This is a genomic window from Streptomyces sp. NBC_01142 (genome assembly GCF_026341125.1).
In the GTDB taxonomy this organism is placed as follows: domain Bacteria; phylum Actinomycetota; class Actinomycetes; order Streptomycetales; family Streptomycetaceae; genus Streptomyces.
Genome location: NZ_JAPEOR010000003.1, coordinates 771,395 through 789,121, shown reverse-complemented (window position 1 = coordinate 789,121; position 17,727 = coordinate 771,395). Strand labels below are relative to the sequence as shown.

Below are 17,727 nucleotides of genomic sequence, written 5' to 3'. Positions count from 1 at the left end.
TAACTGTGGGTAAGTGATCAGCCTCACTCCGCCATGTCGCCGCCCTCACCCACCGCGCCCGTGTCCGGCTGCCATGATCCCCACTGATGCGGCGTTCCAGTGATTCCGCACAGACCCAAATCACAGCAGAAACAGGAGCATTGGCGTGAGCAGTATGTGGTCGCGGTGGGTGGCACGACGGCGTGAGGGCAGCGGCGGGGGCTCCGCCGGATGCAGTCCGGAGACATCCCGCCCCCTGCCCGCGGCGAAGCGCATCCTTCCGGCGGCGGCAGTAGCGACAGCCGCGGCCCTGCTCGGCCAGTTACTCGCCGGGCTGCCCGCCGCAGCGGGTACGACCGCCTCGGCGGCAGCCGCGTACCCCCTCGTCCTCGACGTGGATCTGACGCCCAATCCGGTGTGCAGCGGACCGGTACGTGGCCGTGTGCAGATGTACGACCCCGCCGCGGCGAAGGCCCGGGCCACGGTCGAGTGGCGGGTGCGCGCCGGGCAGGAGCAGCTGGCCGGCGGGCGGGTGGTCATGGCCGCGAACGTATCCGCCGCCGAGTTCGGTATCCCGTTCCACCAGGTACCGGCGGCCGAGACCGCCTTGCAGGTCGACGCCCGCGTGCTCCCCTCGTCCGCCGACGAGGAACCCGGCCCGTACGGCAAGGTCTGGCGGGACACCATCAGGCAAGGCTGCGACCCGGTGCGGGTGGCATCGGTCGGCGACTCGGTCGTCTGGGGGCAGGGCCTGGACCATGACCAGAAGTTCCCCTATCTGACGGGTGAGCTGCTCGGCCGGGCGACCGGGCGGGGGCACCAGCACATGGACTACTCGATCTCCGGCGCGGTGCTCGACGCACCCGAGCTGCCCGCGGGCAACGACGACTCGGCCTGCCTGCAGCGGACGGAGAAGCAGGACCCGGACGGCGACGGCGAAATGGAGTTCGGCGAGGTCACACAGCAAATGCCGGACGTGTTCTGCCAGTTGGAGGTGGCCGGCGCGCAGGCACGGGCGGGCGGATACGGTCTCGATCTGGTCGTGGTCAACGGATGCATCAACGACCTCGACCCCTTCCTCGGGATCGCCGTCGGCATCACCCCCGGCTCGAGGAACCTGCCGGAGGCCATCCGGCGCGAGTGCTCGGGCATCGGCGCGGCAGCGGAGAACCCGGCGAGGCACGTGCCGTACTTCAGCGGAGCCAAGGTCGGGTACGGCGGCCGCGGTATGCAGGCCGCCATCGAGAAGGCACACTCCCTGCCCGGCCGGCCGAAGGTGATCGTGGCCGACTTCTACTACGCCCTCAGCCGGTACAGCTCCCCGATCCCGGTGAAGCAGTGCTCCGCACCCGGACTCGCCGGGGCGCGGCTCGCCACCTGCAAGGGAGCGCTGGGCGGGGTGGCCAAGCGCTACGAGCAGTACACGCAACTGGCCAATGACGCCTACCGCACGGCGGCCCACGCGGCCAACGACGCCTCCACGGACGGTCCTTACGCGGTCGCGGCCGACGGCCTGTTCACTCTGGACAGTGCTGGACTCGCCCCGCGCTCCACGGTCTGGGGCACTCCCTTCGGCGACCCGATGTACCCGTTGCGCAAGAAGGCCTGTCCGGAGCTCAGCTCGACCCCGGTCCAGTGCCTCTCCGCGGCCGTCGCCCATCCGGACATCGCCGGAGCACGGCAGTACGCCGACGCCTTCCTCCTCAACCCCCGCGTCCGGCAGTGGTTCGGACTCGCACCCGACGGGCCCCAGGCCCTGCTCACCGTGCCCGGGGACGCGCGCGTCGGGAGTGAGGTGCGCCTGACCGCGACCGTGGACGGGCACCGGCCTCCCGCCGGACACCGCTACCGCTGGTACTTCGGCGACGGCACGCAGCTGGAGACCGGCGAGGCGACCACCACCCACGTCTACGACCGGGAAGGGCCGTACCTGCCCCGCCTTGTGGTGACCACGGCGGACGGCCGGAAGGCCCTCACCGAAGCCTCGCACACCATCGGCGTGAGCTGACGGCAACCCCCGGAGGGCCTTTGCCCGGCACGGCTGCCGGGCAAAGGCCCTCGCGTGCTCAGTGGTCCCCGGCCACCGGTTCCAGGACGAAGACGGGGATCTCGCGCTCCGTCTTCTTCTCGTAGTCGGCGTACTGGGGGAACGCCTCGACCGCGCGCGCCCACCACAGGGCTTTCTCTTCCCCGGTCACCTCACGGGCCGTCATGTCCTGACGCACCTCGCCGTCCCGCAGTTCGACGCGAGGTTCGGCCACGACGTTGTAGTACCAGACCGGGTTCTTGGGTCCGCCGCCCAACGACGCCACCGCGGCGTACGTACCCTTGTGCTCCACCCTCATCAGGGGCGATTTGCGGATCTTGCCGCTCTTCGCGCCCCGGGTGGTCAACAGGATGACGGGCAGACCCATAATGGTCGTTCCCTTGGTGCCGCCGGAGCTCTCGATCAGCTCGACCTGGTCGCGCACCCACTTTTCCGGACTCGGCTCGTACTCGCCCTCGAGAGGCATAGCGTCCTTCCCATCGTCCCAGTCGACACATACTCGTGCGGCAGCCTCAACGCTCGGGGTACACGCAATCATCCCGCGGGGCGTTCGTAGCGCAGAAGCACCGTTCGGGAGCCGAAGGCCCGCGACCGGGTGAGCCGGCCCCTGCACGCGGCGCGCCGATGCCGCCCCGGCCCCACCCCTGCTGCCCGTCGCCGAAGCCCCCGCCGGCCCCACCGACAGGGGCCGGCGCCACCGCGACCGGTATCTCGGCCCGGACCACACGGCGGCGCTGTTCGCCCGCAGCGGGAACATCGGCCCCGGCGTATGGTGGAACGGAAACATCATCGGGGGCTGGGCCCAGCCCCCGACGGCCGCACCGCCTGGTACCTCCTCCACCGACCCGGACGGCCAGGCCCGCACCGCCGTCGCCGCGGAAGCCGCGCGTCTGACGGAGTTCCTCGACGGCGCACGCATCACTCGCGGCTTCCGCACCCCGCTCGAACGCCAGCTCGCCGCATGACTCCGGCCCGGACGGCATGCAGACCGGCCCTGAACCCGTGGCCGGTTCCGACCCCGCGGCCTATCGGCCTGAGCCGGGAGTCCGGTAGAGGTTCATGCGCGGTACACCTGTCCCCAGCCCGCGGAGGTATGTCCCATGACCCGAGGCCGGATCAGCACCACACCGGGCAAGAGCAGGTTCGACGAGATCTACAACGAGCCTGATCCCCGCGCCTACTTCCATCGGCTCGCGCCGCTGGAGTACGAGATTCCGCACCACGCCCAGGACATATTCCGCCGCACCCGCGCCGCCCGGGCCACCGCCCACGGCGCGGACGGCCCCGTCACGGTCCTGGACCTGTGCTGCTCGTACGGCATCAACGCCGCCCTCCTCAACTACGACCTCACCCTGGCGGAGCTGTACGCGCACTACACCAGCCCGGAGGTGGAGCCCCTCACATCCAACGAACTCATGGAGCTCGACAAGGAGTTCTACGCCTCGAGGCGCCGCGCGGACGCGACACCGGTCATCGGCCTCGACTCCGCCGACAACGCTGTCCACTACGCCCAGGCCGTCGGCCTGCTCGACGAGGCGTACGGCGAGAACCTGGAAGACGGACCGCCCAGCCCTCCACTGCGACGTGCTGTCGCGAACACCGGGCTGATCACCGTCACCGGCGGCATCGGATACATCTCCCACCGCACCTTCGAAGCCCTCCTGGAATGCGCACGCGTTCCGGTCTGGGTGAGCGCGTTCGTGCTGCGCACGGTCCCCTACCAGCCGGTGATCACACGCCTGGCCGACTACGGCCTGGTCACCGAGACGGACTCCTCACAGACATACCCCCAGCGCCTGTTCACCGGCCCGGCGGAACAGGACAGCGCCATCGAGCAGACGCTCCTCGCCGGTCATGACCCCACCGGGCTGGAAAGCGACGGCCGGTACTTCACACGGCTGTATCATTCCCGGCCACGCCCGGCGTGAGCGTGCGACAACAAGGAGTCCGGTGATCACTCAGGGAGCGAAGACCACGACGCGGTGCGAAGACTGCGGTGGGGTGCTGGTCCGCGACACGGGTCAGTTCATCGACCGCGACCAGTTGTGGTGGGGCACCGAGGGAACGTGCGAGACCTGTCCCAACAGGTGGTGCGAGCAGGACACGGGCGGAACGACTCCCGAGGAGATCCGGCACGCCCTGCTCGCAGAACACGGGCCCGCGCGGCTTCGCCTTTCGGGCGCCGAGTCGAATCTCATCTCCGTAATGCAGGTCCTGCGCGAGACATACCGGCTGTCCCTCGGCCAGGCGCGGGCGATGGCCGGCGAGCTCAGGAGCACCGGTCTGGTCGGCACGCTGGTGGAGATGGAGTTCCTTGCCGCCGGACTCCGACGCCGCTCGGTTGCCGCGAGCGTCGTTCACGGCAAGGTGGTCACGTAATCGGGATGAGCAGTTCGGGACGGTCCCACATCACAGCCGGCGGACTCGCCTTGACGATGCCGATCCGTTTCGCGCCCACGCTGCGGTAGAAGCCCTCGGCGGGCGGGTGCGAGACGATGCGCACGCCGGGCAGTCCGGCACGGCGGGCCTCGCCGATCATGTGCTCGACGAGCCGTCGGCCGATGCCCAGTCCCTGCACGGCGTCGGCGACGAACATCAGGTCCAGTTCCGGCGGGGAAAGGACGAGTGCGTAGAAGCCGAGCAGCCGGTCGCCCTCGCCGACGGCCACGAAGACCTGGTGGGTCTCGATGTAGTCGGGGCCCACCCGGTAGTCGGCGATCAACGGGGCGTACGGACCTTCATAGGCACGGGAGTTGCGTACCAGCTTGGTGAGCCGCTTCGCATCCCGAGCGGTCGCCCGCCTGATCTCTACGTCCTCTCTGCCCGCACGGCCGCTGATGCCTGTCATACGCGAAGTCATGGTGTGAGTATTACCTGCCGCGCGTGCCTCTCCTACCGCGCGTGCCTCTCCTGCCCCGCGTGCCTCTCCTGCCCCGCGTGCCTTTCCTGTCTCGCGCACCTCTCATACGTCGAGGGTGTGAGCGTCCCGGCGGTCCAGGGCCACTGTCGCGAGCGCGAACCCAGGGGTGCGGGTCACCGTCCGCCTCCGGTCGGAGTGGCCACTCCCCCGTGAGAGGTACACCGAGATGGCTCCGGGGGGTGACGCCTCACGGCATGCATGATCCCTACGCTTTTCTCCACGAGGCCTTCGCACGCAGCACGGCCACCAGGAGAAGGAGCCCCGGGATGACCGGAGTCCGTCACGTCACCTTTGCCGCTGCCCTTGTGCTGTCGCTGGCCGGCACGGGTACGGCGCTCGCCGCTCCGCAGCCGGTGAGCGCCCCCGTGTCCGCGTCCGCCCTCTCGGACGTCAAAGGCGTGCAGCTTCAACTGCCGCGGCCGACCGGGCCGTACGCAGTCGGACGCGGCACGCTTCACCTCGTCGACAAGACCCGCCGCGACCCCTGGGTACCGAAGGCGGGTGCGCGGGAGTTGATGGTGTCGATGTACTTCCCGGCGCGGTCCGGGACCGGTTCGGCCGCCGCCCCGTACATGTCCACGCAAGGAGCCCGGCTGCTGCTGGAGTCCCGGGAGCTGGAGGACGTGGTCCCCGCCGAAGTGCTGAGCGGCACGCGCACCCATTCCGCCGTCGGCGCGCGTCCCGCGCACGGCCGCTTCCCGCTGGTGGTGCTCTCCCCCGGGTTCGGCATGCCGCGTACGACGATCAGCGCTCTGGCCGAGGACCTGACCAGCCGGGGTTACGTCGTCGCGACGGTCGACCACGCGTACGAGGCGGTGGGGGTGGCCTTCCCCGGTGGGCGGACGCTGCCCTGCACGGCATGTGATCTGGTCGGGGAGGACGGGATCGACACGGTGGCCACAGGACGTGCGAAGGATCTCTCCTTCGTACTCGACACATTGACGGGGCATCATCCTGCATGGCGGTACGCCCGCATGATCGACGCGAAGCGGATCGGGATGGCCGGACACTCCATCGGGGGCGCGAGCACTGCGGCGACGATGGCGGTCGACCGGCGGGTCCGCGCGGGGGTGAACATGGACGGCAAGTTCGCCGCGGCACCTCCCGGCGCAGGCCTGGGCGGCCGCCCCTTCATGATGCTCGGCACCGAGGCCGACAACAGCCCGGGCAGCGAAGGCTCGAACTGGGACGAGGCCTGGACACGTCTGGAGGGGTGGAAGGGCTGGTTGACGGTCGCTGGTTCCGGCCATTTCGCCTTCACCGATCTGCCCGTGCTCGGCGCACAGCTGGGGCTTTCCGATCCGTCCGAACCGCTGCCCGGGCAGCGCGCGGGCGAGATCACCCGCGACTACGTCGGAGCCTTCTTCGACCTGCATCTGCGGGGCATCGGGCAGCCGCTGCTCGACGGGCCGTCGCCGGCAAACCCTGAAGTCACCTTGCACCACAGCCGTTGAAGGCTCGGCAGGTGAGGCGGCACGCGAAGCCGGCGCCTGTAGTCCACGCGTGAAACCGACGCGTGAAGTGCGTGTGTGGCGGGAGTCGGGTACTGGCGCCGGGCGGGGCGTACGCGGTGGAATGTGCGCGCGCTCCCCGCGTGATCGTCACTTCCCGGGCCCTGGAGGCACGATGGCGAGAACCACCGTTGTACGCACGGTACGCAGACTGGGCGTCACCGCGCTCGCCGCGTCACTGATGGCGGCGCTGCCGGCCCCCGCGGCCCAGGCCGACGGTCCGGCGCTGAAGATCGTCGACAACCGCACGGAGCCCGTCTTCTCCCGCGCGGACGCGGTGTCGCAGCAGGTGGACGTCGAGATGGAGACGGACAGCGACAACGACGGCCGGCGGGACACCGTGCGGATGCGCATACTGCGGCCGAAGGAGACCGACGCCGGGCTGAAGGTCGCCACGATCATCGAGGCGAGTCCGTACTGGGGCGGCGGGAACGATGTGCCGTTCCACGAAGTGGATCTGAACGAGGACGGGCTGCCGGCCGGCAAGCGGCTCAGCGGGAACCAGCGGCTGCCCGGACTGATCGGCAGCGGCCCGTCCGTACCGTTCCCCGGGTACACGGACAACTACTTCCTCCCACGCGGCTATGCGGTCGCGCAGGTCGACAGTGTCGGTACGGGCGGCTCGACCGGCTGCCCGACGTCCGGTGGCCGCAACGAGACACTCGGCGCGAAGGCGGCCGTGGACTGGCTGAACGGCCGTGCCAGGGGCTGGGACCCGGAGGGCAGGCCGGTCGGCGCGGCCTGGTCGACGGGCAATGCGGCGATGATGGGGATCTCGTACAACGGCACGCTGCCGACTGCCGTCGCCGCGACGGGAGTCGAGGGCCTCAAGGCGATCGTGCCGATCTCCGGAATCTCCTCCTGGTACGACTACTACCGGGCGAACGGCGGGGTCGTGGCGCCGGGCGGCTACCAGGGCGAGGACACCGACATCCTCGCCAAGGGCGTCTACAGCCGCACCGACCGGGAGATCTGCAAGCCGGTGCTGGACCGGCTCACGGCGGAGCAGGACCGGACAACCGGTGACCGGAGCCGGTTCTGGGCGGAGCGCGACTACATGAGGGACGCCCGGAAGATCAAGGCCGGCGTCTTCGTGGTGCACGGCGGCAACGACTGGAATGTGAAGACCCAGCACTTCGGGCAGTTGTGGGACGCGCTGAAGAAGTACGACGTTCCGCGCAAGCTGTGGCTGCACCAGGCGGGACACAGCAATCCGATGCCGCTGCGGATGGAGGAGTGGCTGCGGCAGCTGCACCAGTGGTTCGACCACTGGCTGTACGACCTGGACAACGGGGCGCTCACAGCGGCGCCCGTCGATGTCGAACAGGCGGACTTCAGCTGGCGGCAGCAGTCCGACTGGCCGGCGCGCGGCACCAGGGACATGACCCTGCGGCTCAATGCCGGCAGCCTGTCTCCGCTGCCGGGGCCGCCGGTCAGGCAGGCGTTGTCGGACGCGGGACGTACGGTCGGGGCGGAGCAGCTGGTGGCCGGTCCGGACACGCAGAACCCGAACCGGCTCGCGTACACCACCGGCCCGTTGTCGAAGGATCTGCGGGTCAACGGCGTGCCGGAGGTGTCGGTTCGGGCTTCGCTGGACGGCACGTCGCCGTATGTGACGGCGCTGCTGGTCGACTATGGAACGGACACGCGCGCGACCGCGGGCACGGTCGCGGACACCTCGCAGCAGATCTGTTACGGCGAGGGGATCCCCGGTGACACCGGTTGCGCGTTCCGCACGGCGCACCGCACCGAAACCGCCGACTTCAAGATTGTGTCGCGTGGCTGGATGGACGCCCGCAACCGGAACTCCCCCGCGTGGCAGGACCGGATGGTGGAAGGACGCGAGTACCGGCTGGAGTGGGGGATGCAACCGCAGGACTACGTCTTCAAGAAGGGGCACCGGCTGGGAGTGGTGCTGATGTCGACGGACCACGACTACACGCTGCGCTATCCGGCGGGGACGCGGATGACCGTACGGAGCGGTGTCAGCAGCGTCACCCTGCCGGTCGGCCGCTAGCGGTCGAACCACCGGGGGCGGGGGCGGGCCCCGCCCCCGGTGATTGCCTGCGCATGGGTGTCGGCGAATCCGGCCGGGCGCGCATCAAGGCCGAAGAACACGGCCTCCGGGGCGAACCGGAGGGGGCGCAGCGGCAGACCCGTGGGTGTGGTGCAGAGCGTGCAGCAACAGATCGGCGGGTCACCGCGCCGGGGTCCCAGCCGGTGCTCAGGCGGGCCGCCAGTACCCCAGGGCGTTGACACGCTCCTTGGGGACGGCCAGTTCCTTGCGCACGTAGGTGGTGAGGGCGCGGGTCGTCGTCGTGTCGCAGGCGATCCAGACGAATGCCCCGGGCAGGTCCCCGAGCAGGCCCGGCAGGGCGGTCCTGACCTCGTCGACCAGGTGGGCGCCCGCGTCGCGGCGGGGAATCCTGCGCAGTTCGTGGTGCGCGGAGTCGAGGCGCAGCGGCAGGCCGTCGTCCGACGCGTGCGCCGTCTCGAACCAGATCGTCGCCGGGATCTGCGGGAGTGCGTCGAGCAGTGAGTTGATCGCGGGCAGCGAAGCCGGATCGCCGATGACGAAGAGCCGCGTCGGCAGCGGGTCAGGGATGGCGAAACCGGTGCCCTGGAGCGTCGCCTCGATCCTGTCGCCCGGCTGGGCCTTGCGCGCCCAGTCGCTCGCGCAGCCTTCGTGCAGGGCAAACTCCAGACTGAAGGTGCCGGCCGCGGGGTCGGGATCCACCAGGGTGTAGGCCCGCTGATGCGGCTTGCCGCCGTTCTCGAACCAGATACGGACCCACATGGTGGGGTGCACCCCGGTCAGTGCGAGCATTCCGCCGTCGGTAAAGTGCACCCTCCGGAAGTGCTCGGTGACCTCTTCGGCCCCGGTCACGGTGAACTCGAAGTCCTTGCCGCGCATCAGTTTGAGGACGACGCCCTCCCAGCCATGCCCCACGGCGGTCTCCTCCCCATCGCCCGAGATTGTCTCCCGAACATTCGTCCTTTAAGTTAGGCCAGCCTAACCTAAAGGATTCGGGGAGCAGAGTGAGCACAAAGATCTACCGGGACGCCTGGGGGATCCCGCATCTACGGGCGGGAAGCGCGGACGAACTCGCCTTCGCCCAGGGATACAACGCGGCCGTGGACCGGGCCTGGCAGATCGAGGTCGACCGGCACCGGTCGCAGGGCACCACGGCCGCCTTCCTGGGCGAGGACGCCGTGGGCTGGGACCGGTTCGCCCGCCGGTCCCGCCTCGACGACACCGCCCGGCGCTGCTTCCGCAGCCTCGACGAGGCCACCGCATCGTGGATCAGGACGTACGTCGACGGGGTGAACGCCGGCCTCGCCGAGGGAGCCCGGCGCACCCCGGAGTTCGCGGCAACCGGACTGGTCCCGGGGCGGTGGGAGCCGTGGGCGCCCCTCGGCATCTGGCTGGCCACCCACATCCTCTTCGCGGGCTTCCCCACCAAGCTGTGGCGCGAGGAGGTCGCCCGCGCCCTCGGTGACGAGGAAATCAACCTGTTCGCCACCGACGGGCCCGGCACGTCGGGGAGCAACGGCTGGCTCGTCACCGGCGAGCGCACGGTCACCGGCGCTCCGCTCATCGCGGGCGATCCGCACCGGTTCATCGAGGCCCCGGGGATCTACCAGCAGATCCATCTGGCCTGTCCGGAGTTCGACGTGGTGGGGCTGGCCGTCCCCGGCGTCCCGGGAATCGCTCATTTCGGACACACCGGCACGGTGGCATGGGCGATCACCAATGCCATGGCCGACTACCAGGACCTCTACCGGGAGCAGCTGAGGCGCAGCGGTGCGGAGACCGAGGCGCTCGGCCCGGACGGCTGGCGACCCGCCTCCGTCCACACCGAGACCATCGAGGTGGCGGGCGCCGACCCCGTCGAGGTCGAGGTGATCGAGACCGAGCGGGGCCCCGTCGTGATCGGCGGCCCCGACGACGCGGTGGCGATCAGCCTGCGCTGCCCTCCTCGGGTGAGCGGGGACCTCGGCTTCGGCGCGCTGCCCGCGCTGCTGCGGGCGCGGACCGTCGCCGACGTGGACCGGGCGTTCGACCAGTGGGCCGAGCCCGTCAATGTCGTACAGGCCGCGGACACCGAGGGCGGGCTGCTGCACCGCGTCGCGGGACGGGTGCCGCTGCGGCATCAGGACAACCGGCTGCGTGTCGTACCGGCCTGGGAGCCGGGGCACGAGTGGCGCGGCTGGCACGAGCCGCTGCCTCGCGAGGCGGTCGACGGGGTCGCGGTGATGGCGAACCAGCGGGGCCTCGCCGGGCCGCTCGGCGTCGAGTTCGCACCCCCGCACCGGGCCTCCCGGATTCGGCAGCTGCTCGAGGAGCCGGGCGAGCGGGCCGCCTGGTCGGCCAAGGACATGACACGTGTCCACATGGACACTCAACTCGCCTCCGCCCGGCCCCTGTTGGAACTGCTGGCCGAGCTGGACGGGCTGAGCGCGGAGGCGGCGGAGCTGCGGGACCGGCTGCTGGAGTGGGACCGCCGGATGGACGCCGGGAGCACGGACGCCGCGGCCTACGCCGATCTGCGCGCGGCCGTGGTGCACCGCCTGGCGGCTCATCCGGCGCTGGCGGAGCTGGCCGAGCCCCCGGCACATCCGGCGATCTTCCTTCCGTGGCTGGCTCTCCTCCCGCGGGTCGCCTTCGCTCTGGAGGGGCTGCTGACGACCGCGGCGCTGCCCGGGATCGACAGGGCGGCCGAAGTGCGCGCAGCCGTCGAGGAGGTGGCCGCCGCCGGCCGCGAGCAGGTGACGTGGGGTGAGCGGCACCGGCTCGCACCGTGGCAGGCGCTGCCCGACGCGAGCGGCGAGGAGTGGCCGGCGCTGTCCGGTGACCAGGACTGTGTGCTGTCCACGTCGAGCGTTCCGGGTTTCACCGACCTCAGCGCGCGGGGTCCCGCGGCCCGCTATGTGTGGGACCTCGCGCGGCGCGAGGACAGCCTCTGGGTGGTGCCGCTCGGCGCGTCGGGAGTGCCCGGCGATGCCCACCACCGTGACCAGCTGCCGCTGTGGTTGCGCGGAGACTTCGTTCCCGTGGTCACCGACTGGAACCAACTTGTCGAGGAGAGACATGACATCTGAACCCCCCGCCCTCACCCGCGAGGCCGTGCACGAGCAGGTCATCGACGGCTTTGGAACCGTACGCATCGTCCCGGTGTGTCCCGCCGCCGACCTGGATCTGATCCACGGCTGGGTCACCGAGGAACGCGCCCGGTTCTGGGGCATGGGTGACCACACCCGCGAGCAGGTTCTGGAGATCTACGAGTACCTGGACTCGCTCACCACCCATCACGCCTTCCTGGCCTTCCGCGACGACGAGCCGGTCGCGCTCCTCCAGACGTACGAACCGGAGGCCGACCCGGTCGGCGAGTGCTACGAGGTGCTGCCCGGCGACACCGGTGTCCATCTGCTGATCGCTCCCGCCCACGGGGAGTACAGGCCGGGCTTCACCGGCAACGTGATGACCGCTCTGATGACGTATGCACTGTCCGATCCGCGTCATCTGCGGGTTGTCGTCGAGCCGGACGCCCGCAACACGAAGGCCATCGAGCGGATGGTCCGCACGGGCTTCGTCCTCGGGCACGAGATCGACAAGCCCGAGAAGCGGGCCCGGCTGGCCTTTCTCAGCCGGGAGGCAATGAGCCGCCGCAACTGAGCCCTCCGGCGGACCGCACACGGCCGGCCGGCCGCCGCTGATCCCGGTCAGCGGTCCGGCCGGCCGGCCGTGAAGGGCCGCCCGGTCAGGCGTTCTGGTCGAGGAAGCCGGACAGCAGACCGGCGAACTCGTCCGGAGTGACCGTCCGCGTGCCCAGTTGCTCGGCCTTCTCGCGCTTGGATCCGGCGCCCTCACCGGCGACCAGGAGCGACGTGCGCTTGGAGACACTGGAGGATGACTTGCCGCCGGCCCGCTCGATGAGTTCGTTCATCTGGTTGCGGGAGAGCTTCTCCAGGGCCCCGGTCATGGCACCGGTGACCACGACGGTCATGCCGTCCAGCGGGCCTGCGTCCGCCGCGGGGAGGGGCGCGCCGCCCCCGTCCCCGTCCTCCGCTGCCGCCGCCGTCTCGGCCGGCGGGATCGCGCCGGGCTCGGTCATGTTGACTCCGGCGGCGGTGAGCCGGTCGATGAGCGGGGCCAGTTCGCAGAGTTCGGCAACCACTGTCCTGGCCTTCTCCACCCCGATGCCCTCGACCTGCTGCAGAGCCTCGGCGTCGGCGGCCCGTATGTGATCCATCGTCGCGAAGTGGCGGGCGATGCGGCGGGACATGGAGCGGCCCGTGCCACGCACACCGAGCGCGCAGAACACCCGGGACAGGGGCTGGTTCCTCGCCCCGTCGATGGCCGCCAGCAGATTGTCGGTGCTCGTCTCTCCCATTCTCTCCAGTGCCAGCAGCTGCTCGCGGGTGAGGGTGAACAGGTCGGCGAAGTCACTGACCAGGCCCGCATCGACGAGCTGGACGACACGGGTCGCGCCGAGTCCCTCGATGTCGAGCTGGTCGCGTCCGGCGGCGTACGAGACGGAGGCCACCAGCCGGCAGTTGCGTCCGCGTACGCACCGCCAGCGCTGCTCCGAGGTGTCGATGTCGGAGCCGCACTGCGGACACACTTCGGGGAAGACGATCGGCTTCTCGTCACCGGTACGCAGATGGGCGACGGGCGCCTCGATGCGGGGAATGATGTCGCCCGCCTTGTACACCATCACCTGGTCGCCGATGCGCAGGTCCCGACGGGTGATGTCCGCGGGGTTGTGGAGGGTGGCGTAGGTGACGGTCGATCCGTCGATCTCCACCGGCCGCAGTACGGCGCGGGGCGCGATGGCACCGGTGCGTCCCACGTTCCACTCCACGTCGAGCAGGGTGGTGACCTTCTCCACGGCGGGCAGCTTGTACGCGATCGCCCACCGCGGGGCACGCGAGCCGGAGCCGGCCGCTGCCTGGTCGGCGGCGTGGTCGGCCTTGATGACAATGCCGTCGATGCCGAAGGCGAGCTCCGGGCGCAGCGCACCGATCTCCTCGATACGGGACTGAACCTCGGTGACCGTCGCGAGCGTGCGGGGCGCGACCGCGGTGGTCTCGGCGGTGTGCACACCCAGGTGCGCGACATGGGTCATGAGCCGGCTGTGCGGCCACTCCCCCATGTCCGCCGCGAGCGTCGCACCGGAGGCAGGCAGCGGCAGTGCGCCGTAGCCGAAGAAGGTCATCTCCACCGTGTACGCACGGTCCTTGGCTCGTAGCGTGCCGGCCGCTCCGTTGCGCGGGTTGGCGAACGGAGGCCCGCCGTGCTCGGACCGCACCGTGTTGGCGTGCTCGAACTGCTCGTTGGTCATCAGGACTTCGCCACGCACCTCGAGTGTGACCGGCTCGGCCAGCCGGTCCGGCAGCCCGACGATGGTGCCGATGGCGTGCGAGACGTCCTCGCCCGCACTCCCGTCCCCACGGGTGATCAGACGGACGAGGCGGCCGTCCTCGTAGCGTGCGGCGATCGCAAGGCCGTCCAGCTTCGGCTCCACGCTCCACTGCTCGACCGGGCGGCCGATCCGCCGCTCCACCGAGGCGGCCCAGGAGACGAGCTGCTCGGCTGAGAAGACATTGTCCAGCGACAGCATCGGCACCGTGTGGGGTACGTCCCCGACCACCGCTCCGCCCGCCACCTTGCCCGTCGGCGAGTCGGGCGCTGTCTCATCGGGATGCGCCTGTTCGTACGCGTCGATGCCGCGCACCAGGCGGTCGTACGCGTCGTCGTCCAGGGGGCTCTCGCCCGAGGCGTAGTACGCGGCGGCCGCCTTCGTCGCGGTCTCGACCGCCGCGGCGTACGCCGAGGCGTCCTCGAGAGCGGCGGCAGCGGCAGGAACGGCAGGTGAAGTCGTCATGGCTCTCATACTGCCGCCCACCACTGACAACGGCCGCGGACCGCACGTCCGCAGGACAGCAGCAGGACATCAGCGAGACGTCAGCCGGGGACGCGACCGGCGTGGTCCGGGGGTATCGGCGTCCCCTGGTGGAAGTACAGCCGCCAGCCCTCCGCGGTTCTGCGCCACAGCGAGCTGCGGTGGGCTCGGATGCCGCTCCGGTCGGACACGTACGTCACCTGAACCAGCCCGGGGGCCAGCAGCGTCCCCGACAGCTCGCCGGTGATGACGGCGGCTGTCTCCTCCCCCGCAGCGGGTGTGGTCGCCTCCAGGATCGTCGTACGGTCCCAGCGACGCCCGGACACCCCGAACTCGAAGAACTCGGGATCCAGCAGGGCCGAGACCAGCCCGGGCGAGGCGCGCACTTCGGGGTCGAGGAGTCGCAACTCCCCCTCGACCGCGGCCTGTACTGACTGCTCCTCCTCGCCGTCCATCGCGGCCGTCACCGGGCCCTGCGGACGTGGCGGTGACCGTCGAGCGGGAACAACGGAGGGTGGGCGGGCAGCGTCGGCTCGAAGACGAAACCGCACTTCTCGGCGACGCGGCAGGAGGCGGGGTTGTCCGCCTGGTGGAGCAGTTCCAGATCCAGCGGACCGCTGCCGGCGAACGTGTCGAAGGCCCAGGCCGTGACAGCCTGCACGGCGCGCGCGGCCATGCCCCGGCCCCGCGCTCCGGCCGCCGTCCAGTAGCCGACCTCGGCAGCCGGCGCGGCAGGATCGGCCCGCTTGATCACCACATTGCCGACCAGCCTGTCCTCGGTGCGCTCCCCTCGGTCCTCGAGCACGGCAAAGCTGAGATGGTCGCCGATGTCCCAGCCCCGCTCCCTGGCCTCAAGCCATCGAACGGCCTCCTCGCGGCCCGCCACCGGCGTCCCGGCGAACCGGTGCATGAGCGGATCGCGGTACACCTCGATCAGCGACGCCATGTCCCCCTCGTGCCACGGGCGCAGCAGCAGGGCGGGTGCGGAGGCCGTGGCATCCACTCGCAGGGCAACAGTCATCGAGTTTCCCCCTCACAAGGACTGCACCTGATCATTCCTCATCCGTCCGGGGCGACCGGGCGCGGGGAAGACGTAAGACTTTCGTCATCGGGTCCGACGGTGCTTACCGCCGCTGCCTGGCGTTGAATTGAAGTACCGCAGGACAGGACAGGTGAAGGAGACGATCGTGGCGCGCGTACGGGGATGGCTGGGCAGGCCGTGGGGTGTGGTGGTACTGGCCGTGGCTCTGGCGGTTGCCGGCGCGGGGCTGTACTGGTTCCAGCCGTGGAAGCTGTGGGCGGACACGACCGTGCGGGACGAGATCCCCACGGCGGTCGGGGCTCCGGCTGCGGCGGACACCGCCGCGCCCGGGGGCGGGACGACGACCTCCCCGCCTCCTTCGGAGCCCCGGACGCTGGCCGCCGGTGAGCTGATCAGTCATGAGCACCGGACCACCGGGGCGGTGAAGGTCCTGCGGCTGGCGGACGGGACCCGCATCCTGCGGCTGGAGAACCTCGACACGAGCAACGGCCCCGACCTGCGGGTGTGGATCACCGATGCCGCGGTCAAGGAGGGCACGGCCGGCTGGCGCGTCTTCGACGACGGAAAGTACGTCAGCCTGGGCAAGCTCAAGGGGAACAAGGGCGACCAGAACTACGCTCTGCCCGCCGCCCTCGACCTGGAGCAGTTCACCAGCGTCAGTATCTGGTGCGACCGTTTCGATGTCTCGTTCGGCGCGGCCACGCTCGACCGCGCCTGACCCGTCAGGTTTGCGCTTCGAGTTCCGAGAGGCGCGCGCGGTCGACCTTGCCGCTCGCCGTGTGGAGGAGCCGCGGTACGGCGACGATCCGGGCCGGGACGAGGTGCCGGGGGCTGCGGGGCCGCAGAAAGGCCAGGATGTCACCGGGCAGCGCGGCGGGATCCGTCCCGGGGGCGCCGACGACGTAGGCCACCAGACTGGTCAGGCCGTCGCGGACCTGTCCGGTGACTGCCGCCGCGGCCACCCGCGGGTGCTCGGAGAGCTGGGCCTCCACCTCCCCGGGGTCCACCCGGATCCCCGCAATCTTGAGCTGGTGGTCGGCGCGGCCTTGGTGCAGGAGTACGCCTCCCTCCATGCGCCGTACCAGGTCTCCGGTGCGGAAAAAGCGCGTGGGCCCGGCGGGCGTACCGAGGACGAGGAAGCGTTCCGCCGTGGCGGTGGGCAGCCCGTGGTATCCGAGGGCGACGGATTCCCCGCCGACCAGCAACTCACCGTCCCGGCCGAGGTGTTCGACGACGTGCGGCAGCGGTCCACCGAGCGGAACCGGTCCGTCGTCCACCGTGACGGCGTGTGGCCCGTGCAGGTCCACGGCGTGCGTGACCAGGGTCGTTTCGGTACAGCCGTAGGTGTTCACCAGCCGTACGGCCGCGGTGTCCAGGGCGCGCCAGTCGGCCAGCCGGGCGGGGTGGGCTGCCTCGCCGCCGATCACGACCGTCCGCAGTGACTCGGGCAGTGGCCGTGGCTCCCGCACCAGGTGATGGACGACCTCGTGCCAGTAGGCGGTGGGAAGGTCCACGAGCGTGATCTGTTCCCGGTCGATCAGTTCGAGGAAGCGGTCGAAAGAGCCCGCGTGTGCCGCGTCGTCGATGACGAGCGCGGCGCCGGTGCTGAGCGCGGGCAGGATTTCCTCGAAGCAGGTGTCCCAGTTGAGCGACGCAAACTGGAGCACACGGTCGGCGGCGGTGAGGGAGAGAAAGCCGCCCAGGGAGCGCACGGCGGCGGCGATGGCGCGCCGCGGGGTCACGACCGGTTTGGGCGTACCGGTGGAGCCGGAGGTGAACAGGACGTACGCCGGGTCGTCAGGGTCTGCGGTCGCGGTGGCCGCAGCCTCGTTGAGGCCCGCTGTCTCGAGGTCCCTCGGCTCGGCAACCAGCGCCACGTCCGCGATGTCGAGGACGGGCAGACCGGGCGCCAGGGTGCCGGTGGCGATGGCGCTCCGGCAGCCCGCCGCGCGGGCCAGGGCCTCCCGGCGCCCGGCAGGGTACTCGGGGTCGATCGGACAGTAGGCCCCGCCCGCGGCCAGCACACCGAGCAGGGCGGCCACCGTGTGAGGTGTCCGGGTGGCCGCCACGGCGACCGTGCCCGGGGCGGGTCCGAGCCGGGCGGCGATACCGGTGACCAGCCGGTCGAGGGTCCGGTAGTCCAGTTCGGCTCCGTTGTGCACGATCGCCGTGCGATCGGGATGGAGCCGGGCCGCCTGCCGGAAAGCGTCGATGACATCGGGGGACATGGGTGCTGCTGCCTCTCTGGGGTGGGGGCCTCTGCCGGTGGGGGCCTGCGGGTGGGGCGTCTGCGGGTGACGGACGCCGATGGAGGGCCTACG

The 17,727-nt window shown here is 70.7% G+C and carries 16 protein-coding genes; 9 read left to right on the top strand and 7 right to left on the bottom strand.

What is annotated here, in order from left to right; genetic code table 11:
* The first annotated feature begins 154 nt into the window (after nucleotides 1–154).
* Nucleotides 155–1,987: a PKD domain-containing protein gene (locus tag OG883_RS37565; RefSeq protein ID WP_266553186.1), complete on the top strand. Its 1,833-nt coding sequence runs from the start codon at nucleotides 155–157 to the stop codon at nucleotides 1,985–1,987.
* Between the two features lie 58 nt (nucleotides 1,988–2,045).
* Here the strand turns inward: OG883_RS37565 and OG883_RS37560 are convergent, their stop codons facing one another.
* On the bottom strand, nucleotides 2,046–2,492 hold the full coding sequence (locus tag OG883_RS37560; protein ID WP_266551198.1) for a nitroreductase family deazaflavin-dependent oxidoreductase: 447 nt from the start codon (nucleotides 2,490–2,492) through the stop codon (nucleotides 2,046–2,048).
* Nucleotides 2,493–2,670: 178 nt separating this feature from the next.
* On the opposite strand from OG883_RS37560, the gene OG883_RS47060 reads away from it, so the two are divergent.
* From OG883_RS47060 to OG883_RS37550, 3 genes are all read left to right on the top strand, one after another.
* Nucleotides 2,671–2,991, top strand: a complete 321-nt coding sequence (locus OG883_RS47060; RefSeq protein WP_353963150.1) for a crosslink repair DNA glycosylase YcaQ family protein — start codon at nucleotides 2,671–2,673, stop codon at nucleotides 2,989–2,991.
* Between the two features lie 135 nt (nucleotides 2,992–3,126).
* On the top strand, nucleotides 3,127–3,954 hold the full coding sequence (locus OG883_RS37555) for a hypothetical protein (RefSeq protein WP_266551196.1): 828 nt from the start codon (nucleotides 3,127–3,129) through the stop codon (nucleotides 3,952–3,954).
* Between the two features lie 22 nt (nucleotides 3,955–3,976).
* A complete protein-coding gene (locus OG883_RS37550) occupies nucleotides 3,977–4,405 on the top strand; it encodes a hypothetical protein (protein WP_266551194.1) in 429 nt (142 codons plus the stop codon).
* Here the strand turns inward: OG883_RS37550 and OG883_RS37545 are convergent.
* Nucleotides 4,398–4,874 carry a GNAT family N-acetyltransferase gene (locus OG883_RS37545; RefSeq protein WP_266551192.1) on the bottom strand — a complete coding sequence of 159 codons (477 nt, stop codon included), beginning with the start codon at nucleotides 4,872–4,874 and terminating at the stop codon, nucleotides 4,398–4,400. The genes OG883_RS37550 and OG883_RS37545 overlap by 8 nt on opposite strands.
* Before the next feature lie 338 nt (nucleotides 4,875–5,212).
* Here OG883_RS37545 and OG883_RS37540 point away from each other — a divergent pair, with 338 nt between their 5' ends.
* Nucleotides 5,213–6,400 carry an alpha/beta hydrolase gene (locus tag OG883_RS37540; protein WP_266551191.1) on the top strand — a complete coding sequence of 396 codons (1,188 nt, stop codon included), beginning with the start codon at nucleotides 5,213–5,215 and terminating at the stop codon, nucleotides 6,398–6,400.
* A 172-nt stretch (nucleotides 6,401–6,572) separates the two neighbouring features.
* Entirely contained in the window at nucleotides 6,573–8,474 is a 1,902-nt protein-coding gene (locus OG883_RS37535) for a Xaa-Pro dipeptidyl-peptidase (protein WP_266551190.1), read from the top strand.
* Between the two features lie 207 nt (nucleotides 8,475–8,681).
* Here the strand turns inward: OG883_RS37535 and OG883_RS37530 are convergent, their stop codons facing one another.
* A complete protein-coding gene (locus tag OG883_RS37530) occupies nucleotides 8,682–9,407 on the bottom strand; it encodes a siderophore-interacting protein (protein WP_266551188.1) in 726 nt (241 codons plus the stop codon).
* 89 nt (nucleotides 9,408–9,496) lie between these two features.
* Between OG883_RS37530 and OG883_RS37525 the strand changes: the two genes are divergently transcribed.
* Together OG883_RS37525 and OG883_RS37520 are read left to right on the top strand one after the other, a co-directional pair.
* Nucleotides 9,497–11,560, top strand: coding sequence for a penicillin acylase family protein (locus OG883_RS37525; RefSeq protein ID WP_266551187.1), 2,064 nt, complete (start codon nucleotides 9,497–9,499; stop codon nucleotides 11,558–11,560).
* Entirely contained in the window at nucleotides 11,550–12,134 is a 585-nt protein-coding gene (locus tag OG883_RS37520) for a GNAT family N-acetyltransferase (protein ID WP_266551185.1), read from the top strand. The genes OG883_RS37525 and OG883_RS37520 overlap by 11 nt, the downstream gene beginning before the upstream one ends.
* Nucleotides 12,135–12,219: 85 nt before the next feature.
* Here OG883_RS37520 and ligA read toward each other — a convergent pair whose 3' ends face one another.
* The 3 genes from ligA to OG883_RS37505 all read right to left on the bottom strand — a co-directional run bounded on the left by ligA (nucleotide 12,220) and on the right by OG883_RS37505 (nucleotide 15,385).
* Nucleotides 12,220–14,346, bottom strand: a complete 2,127-nt coding sequence (ligA, locus tag OG883_RS37515) for an NAD-dependent DNA ligase LigA (RefSeq protein ID WP_266551183.1) — start codon at nucleotides 14,344–14,346, stop codon at nucleotides 12,220–12,222.
* 80 nt (nucleotides 14,347–14,426) lie between these two features.
* Nucleotides 14,427–14,831, bottom strand: a complete 405-nt coding sequence (locus tag OG883_RS37510; RefSeq protein WP_323181044.1) for a DUF4440 domain-containing protein — start codon at nucleotides 14,829–14,831, stop codon at nucleotides 14,427–14,429.
* Nucleotides 14,828–15,385 (bottom strand): GNAT family N-acetyltransferase, encoded by a 558-nt coding sequence (locus OG883_RS37505; RefSeq protein ID WP_266551181.1) that lies wholly within the window; start codon nucleotides 15,383–15,385, stop codon nucleotides 14,828–14,830. The genes OG883_RS37510 and OG883_RS37505 overlap by 4 nt, the downstream gene beginning before the upstream one ends.
* A gap of 166 nt (nucleotides 15,386–15,551) precedes the next feature.
* On the opposite strand from OG883_RS37505, the gene OG883_RS37500 reads away from it, so the two are divergent.
* Nucleotides 15,552–16,124 carry a DM13 domain-containing protein gene (locus tag OG883_RS37500; RefSeq protein WP_266553181.1) on the top strand — a complete coding sequence of 191 codons (573 nt, stop codon included), beginning with the start codon at nucleotides 15,552–15,554 and terminating at the stop codon, nucleotides 16,122–16,124.
* Nucleotides 16,125–16,128: 4 nt separating this feature from the next.
* Here OG883_RS37500 and OG883_RS37495 read toward each other — a convergent pair whose 3' ends face one another.
* Entirely contained in the window at nucleotides 16,129–17,634 is a 1,506-nt protein-coding gene (locus OG883_RS37495; RefSeq protein ID WP_266551179.1) for an amino acid adenylation domain-containing protein, read from the bottom strand.
* Nucleotides 17,635–17,727: the final 93 nt, after the last annotated feature.

Bases quoted from the DNA above. Each gene is read 5' to 3' on its own strand.
- OG883_RS37565 (WP_266553186.1), top strand. From the start codon at position 155: ATGTGGTCGCGGTGGGTGGCACGACGGCGTGAGGGCAGCGGCGGGGGC.
- OG883_RS37560 (WP_266551198.1), bottom strand. From the start codon at position 2,492: ATGCCTCTCGAGGGCGAGTACGAGCCGAGTCCGGAAAAGTGGGTGCGC.
- OG883_RS37555 (WP_266551196.1), top strand. From the start codon at position 3,127: ATGACCCGAGGCCGGATCAGCACCACACCGGGCAAGAGCAGGTTCGAC.
- OG883_RS37545 (WP_266551192.1), bottom strand. From the start codon at position 4,874: ATGACAGGCATCAGCGGCCGTGCGGGCAGAGAGGACGTAGAGATCAGG.
- OG883_RS37540 (WP_266551191.1), top strand. From the start codon at position 5,213: ATGACCGGAGTCCGTCACGTCACCTTTGCCGCTGCCCTTGTGCTGTCG.
- OG883_RS37535 (WP_266551190.1), top strand. From the start codon at position 6,573: ATGGCGAGAACCACCGTTGTACGCACGGTACGCAGACTGGGCGTCACC.
- OG883_RS37520 (WP_266551185.1), top strand. From the start codon at position 11,550: ATGACATCTGAACCCCCCGCCCTCACCCGCGAGGCCGTGCACGAGCAG.
- ligA (WP_266551183.1), bottom strand. From the start codon at position 14,346: ATGACGACTTCACCTGCCGTTCCTGCCGCTGCCGCCGCTCTCGAGGAC.
- OG883_RS37505 (WP_266551181.1), bottom strand. From the start codon at position 15,385: ATGACTGTTGCCCTGCGAGTGGATGCCACGGCCTCCGCACCCGCCCTG.
- OG883_RS37495 (WP_266551179.1), bottom strand. From the start codon at position 17,634: ATGTCCCCCGATGTCATCGACGCTTTCCGGCAGGCGGCCCGGCTCCAT.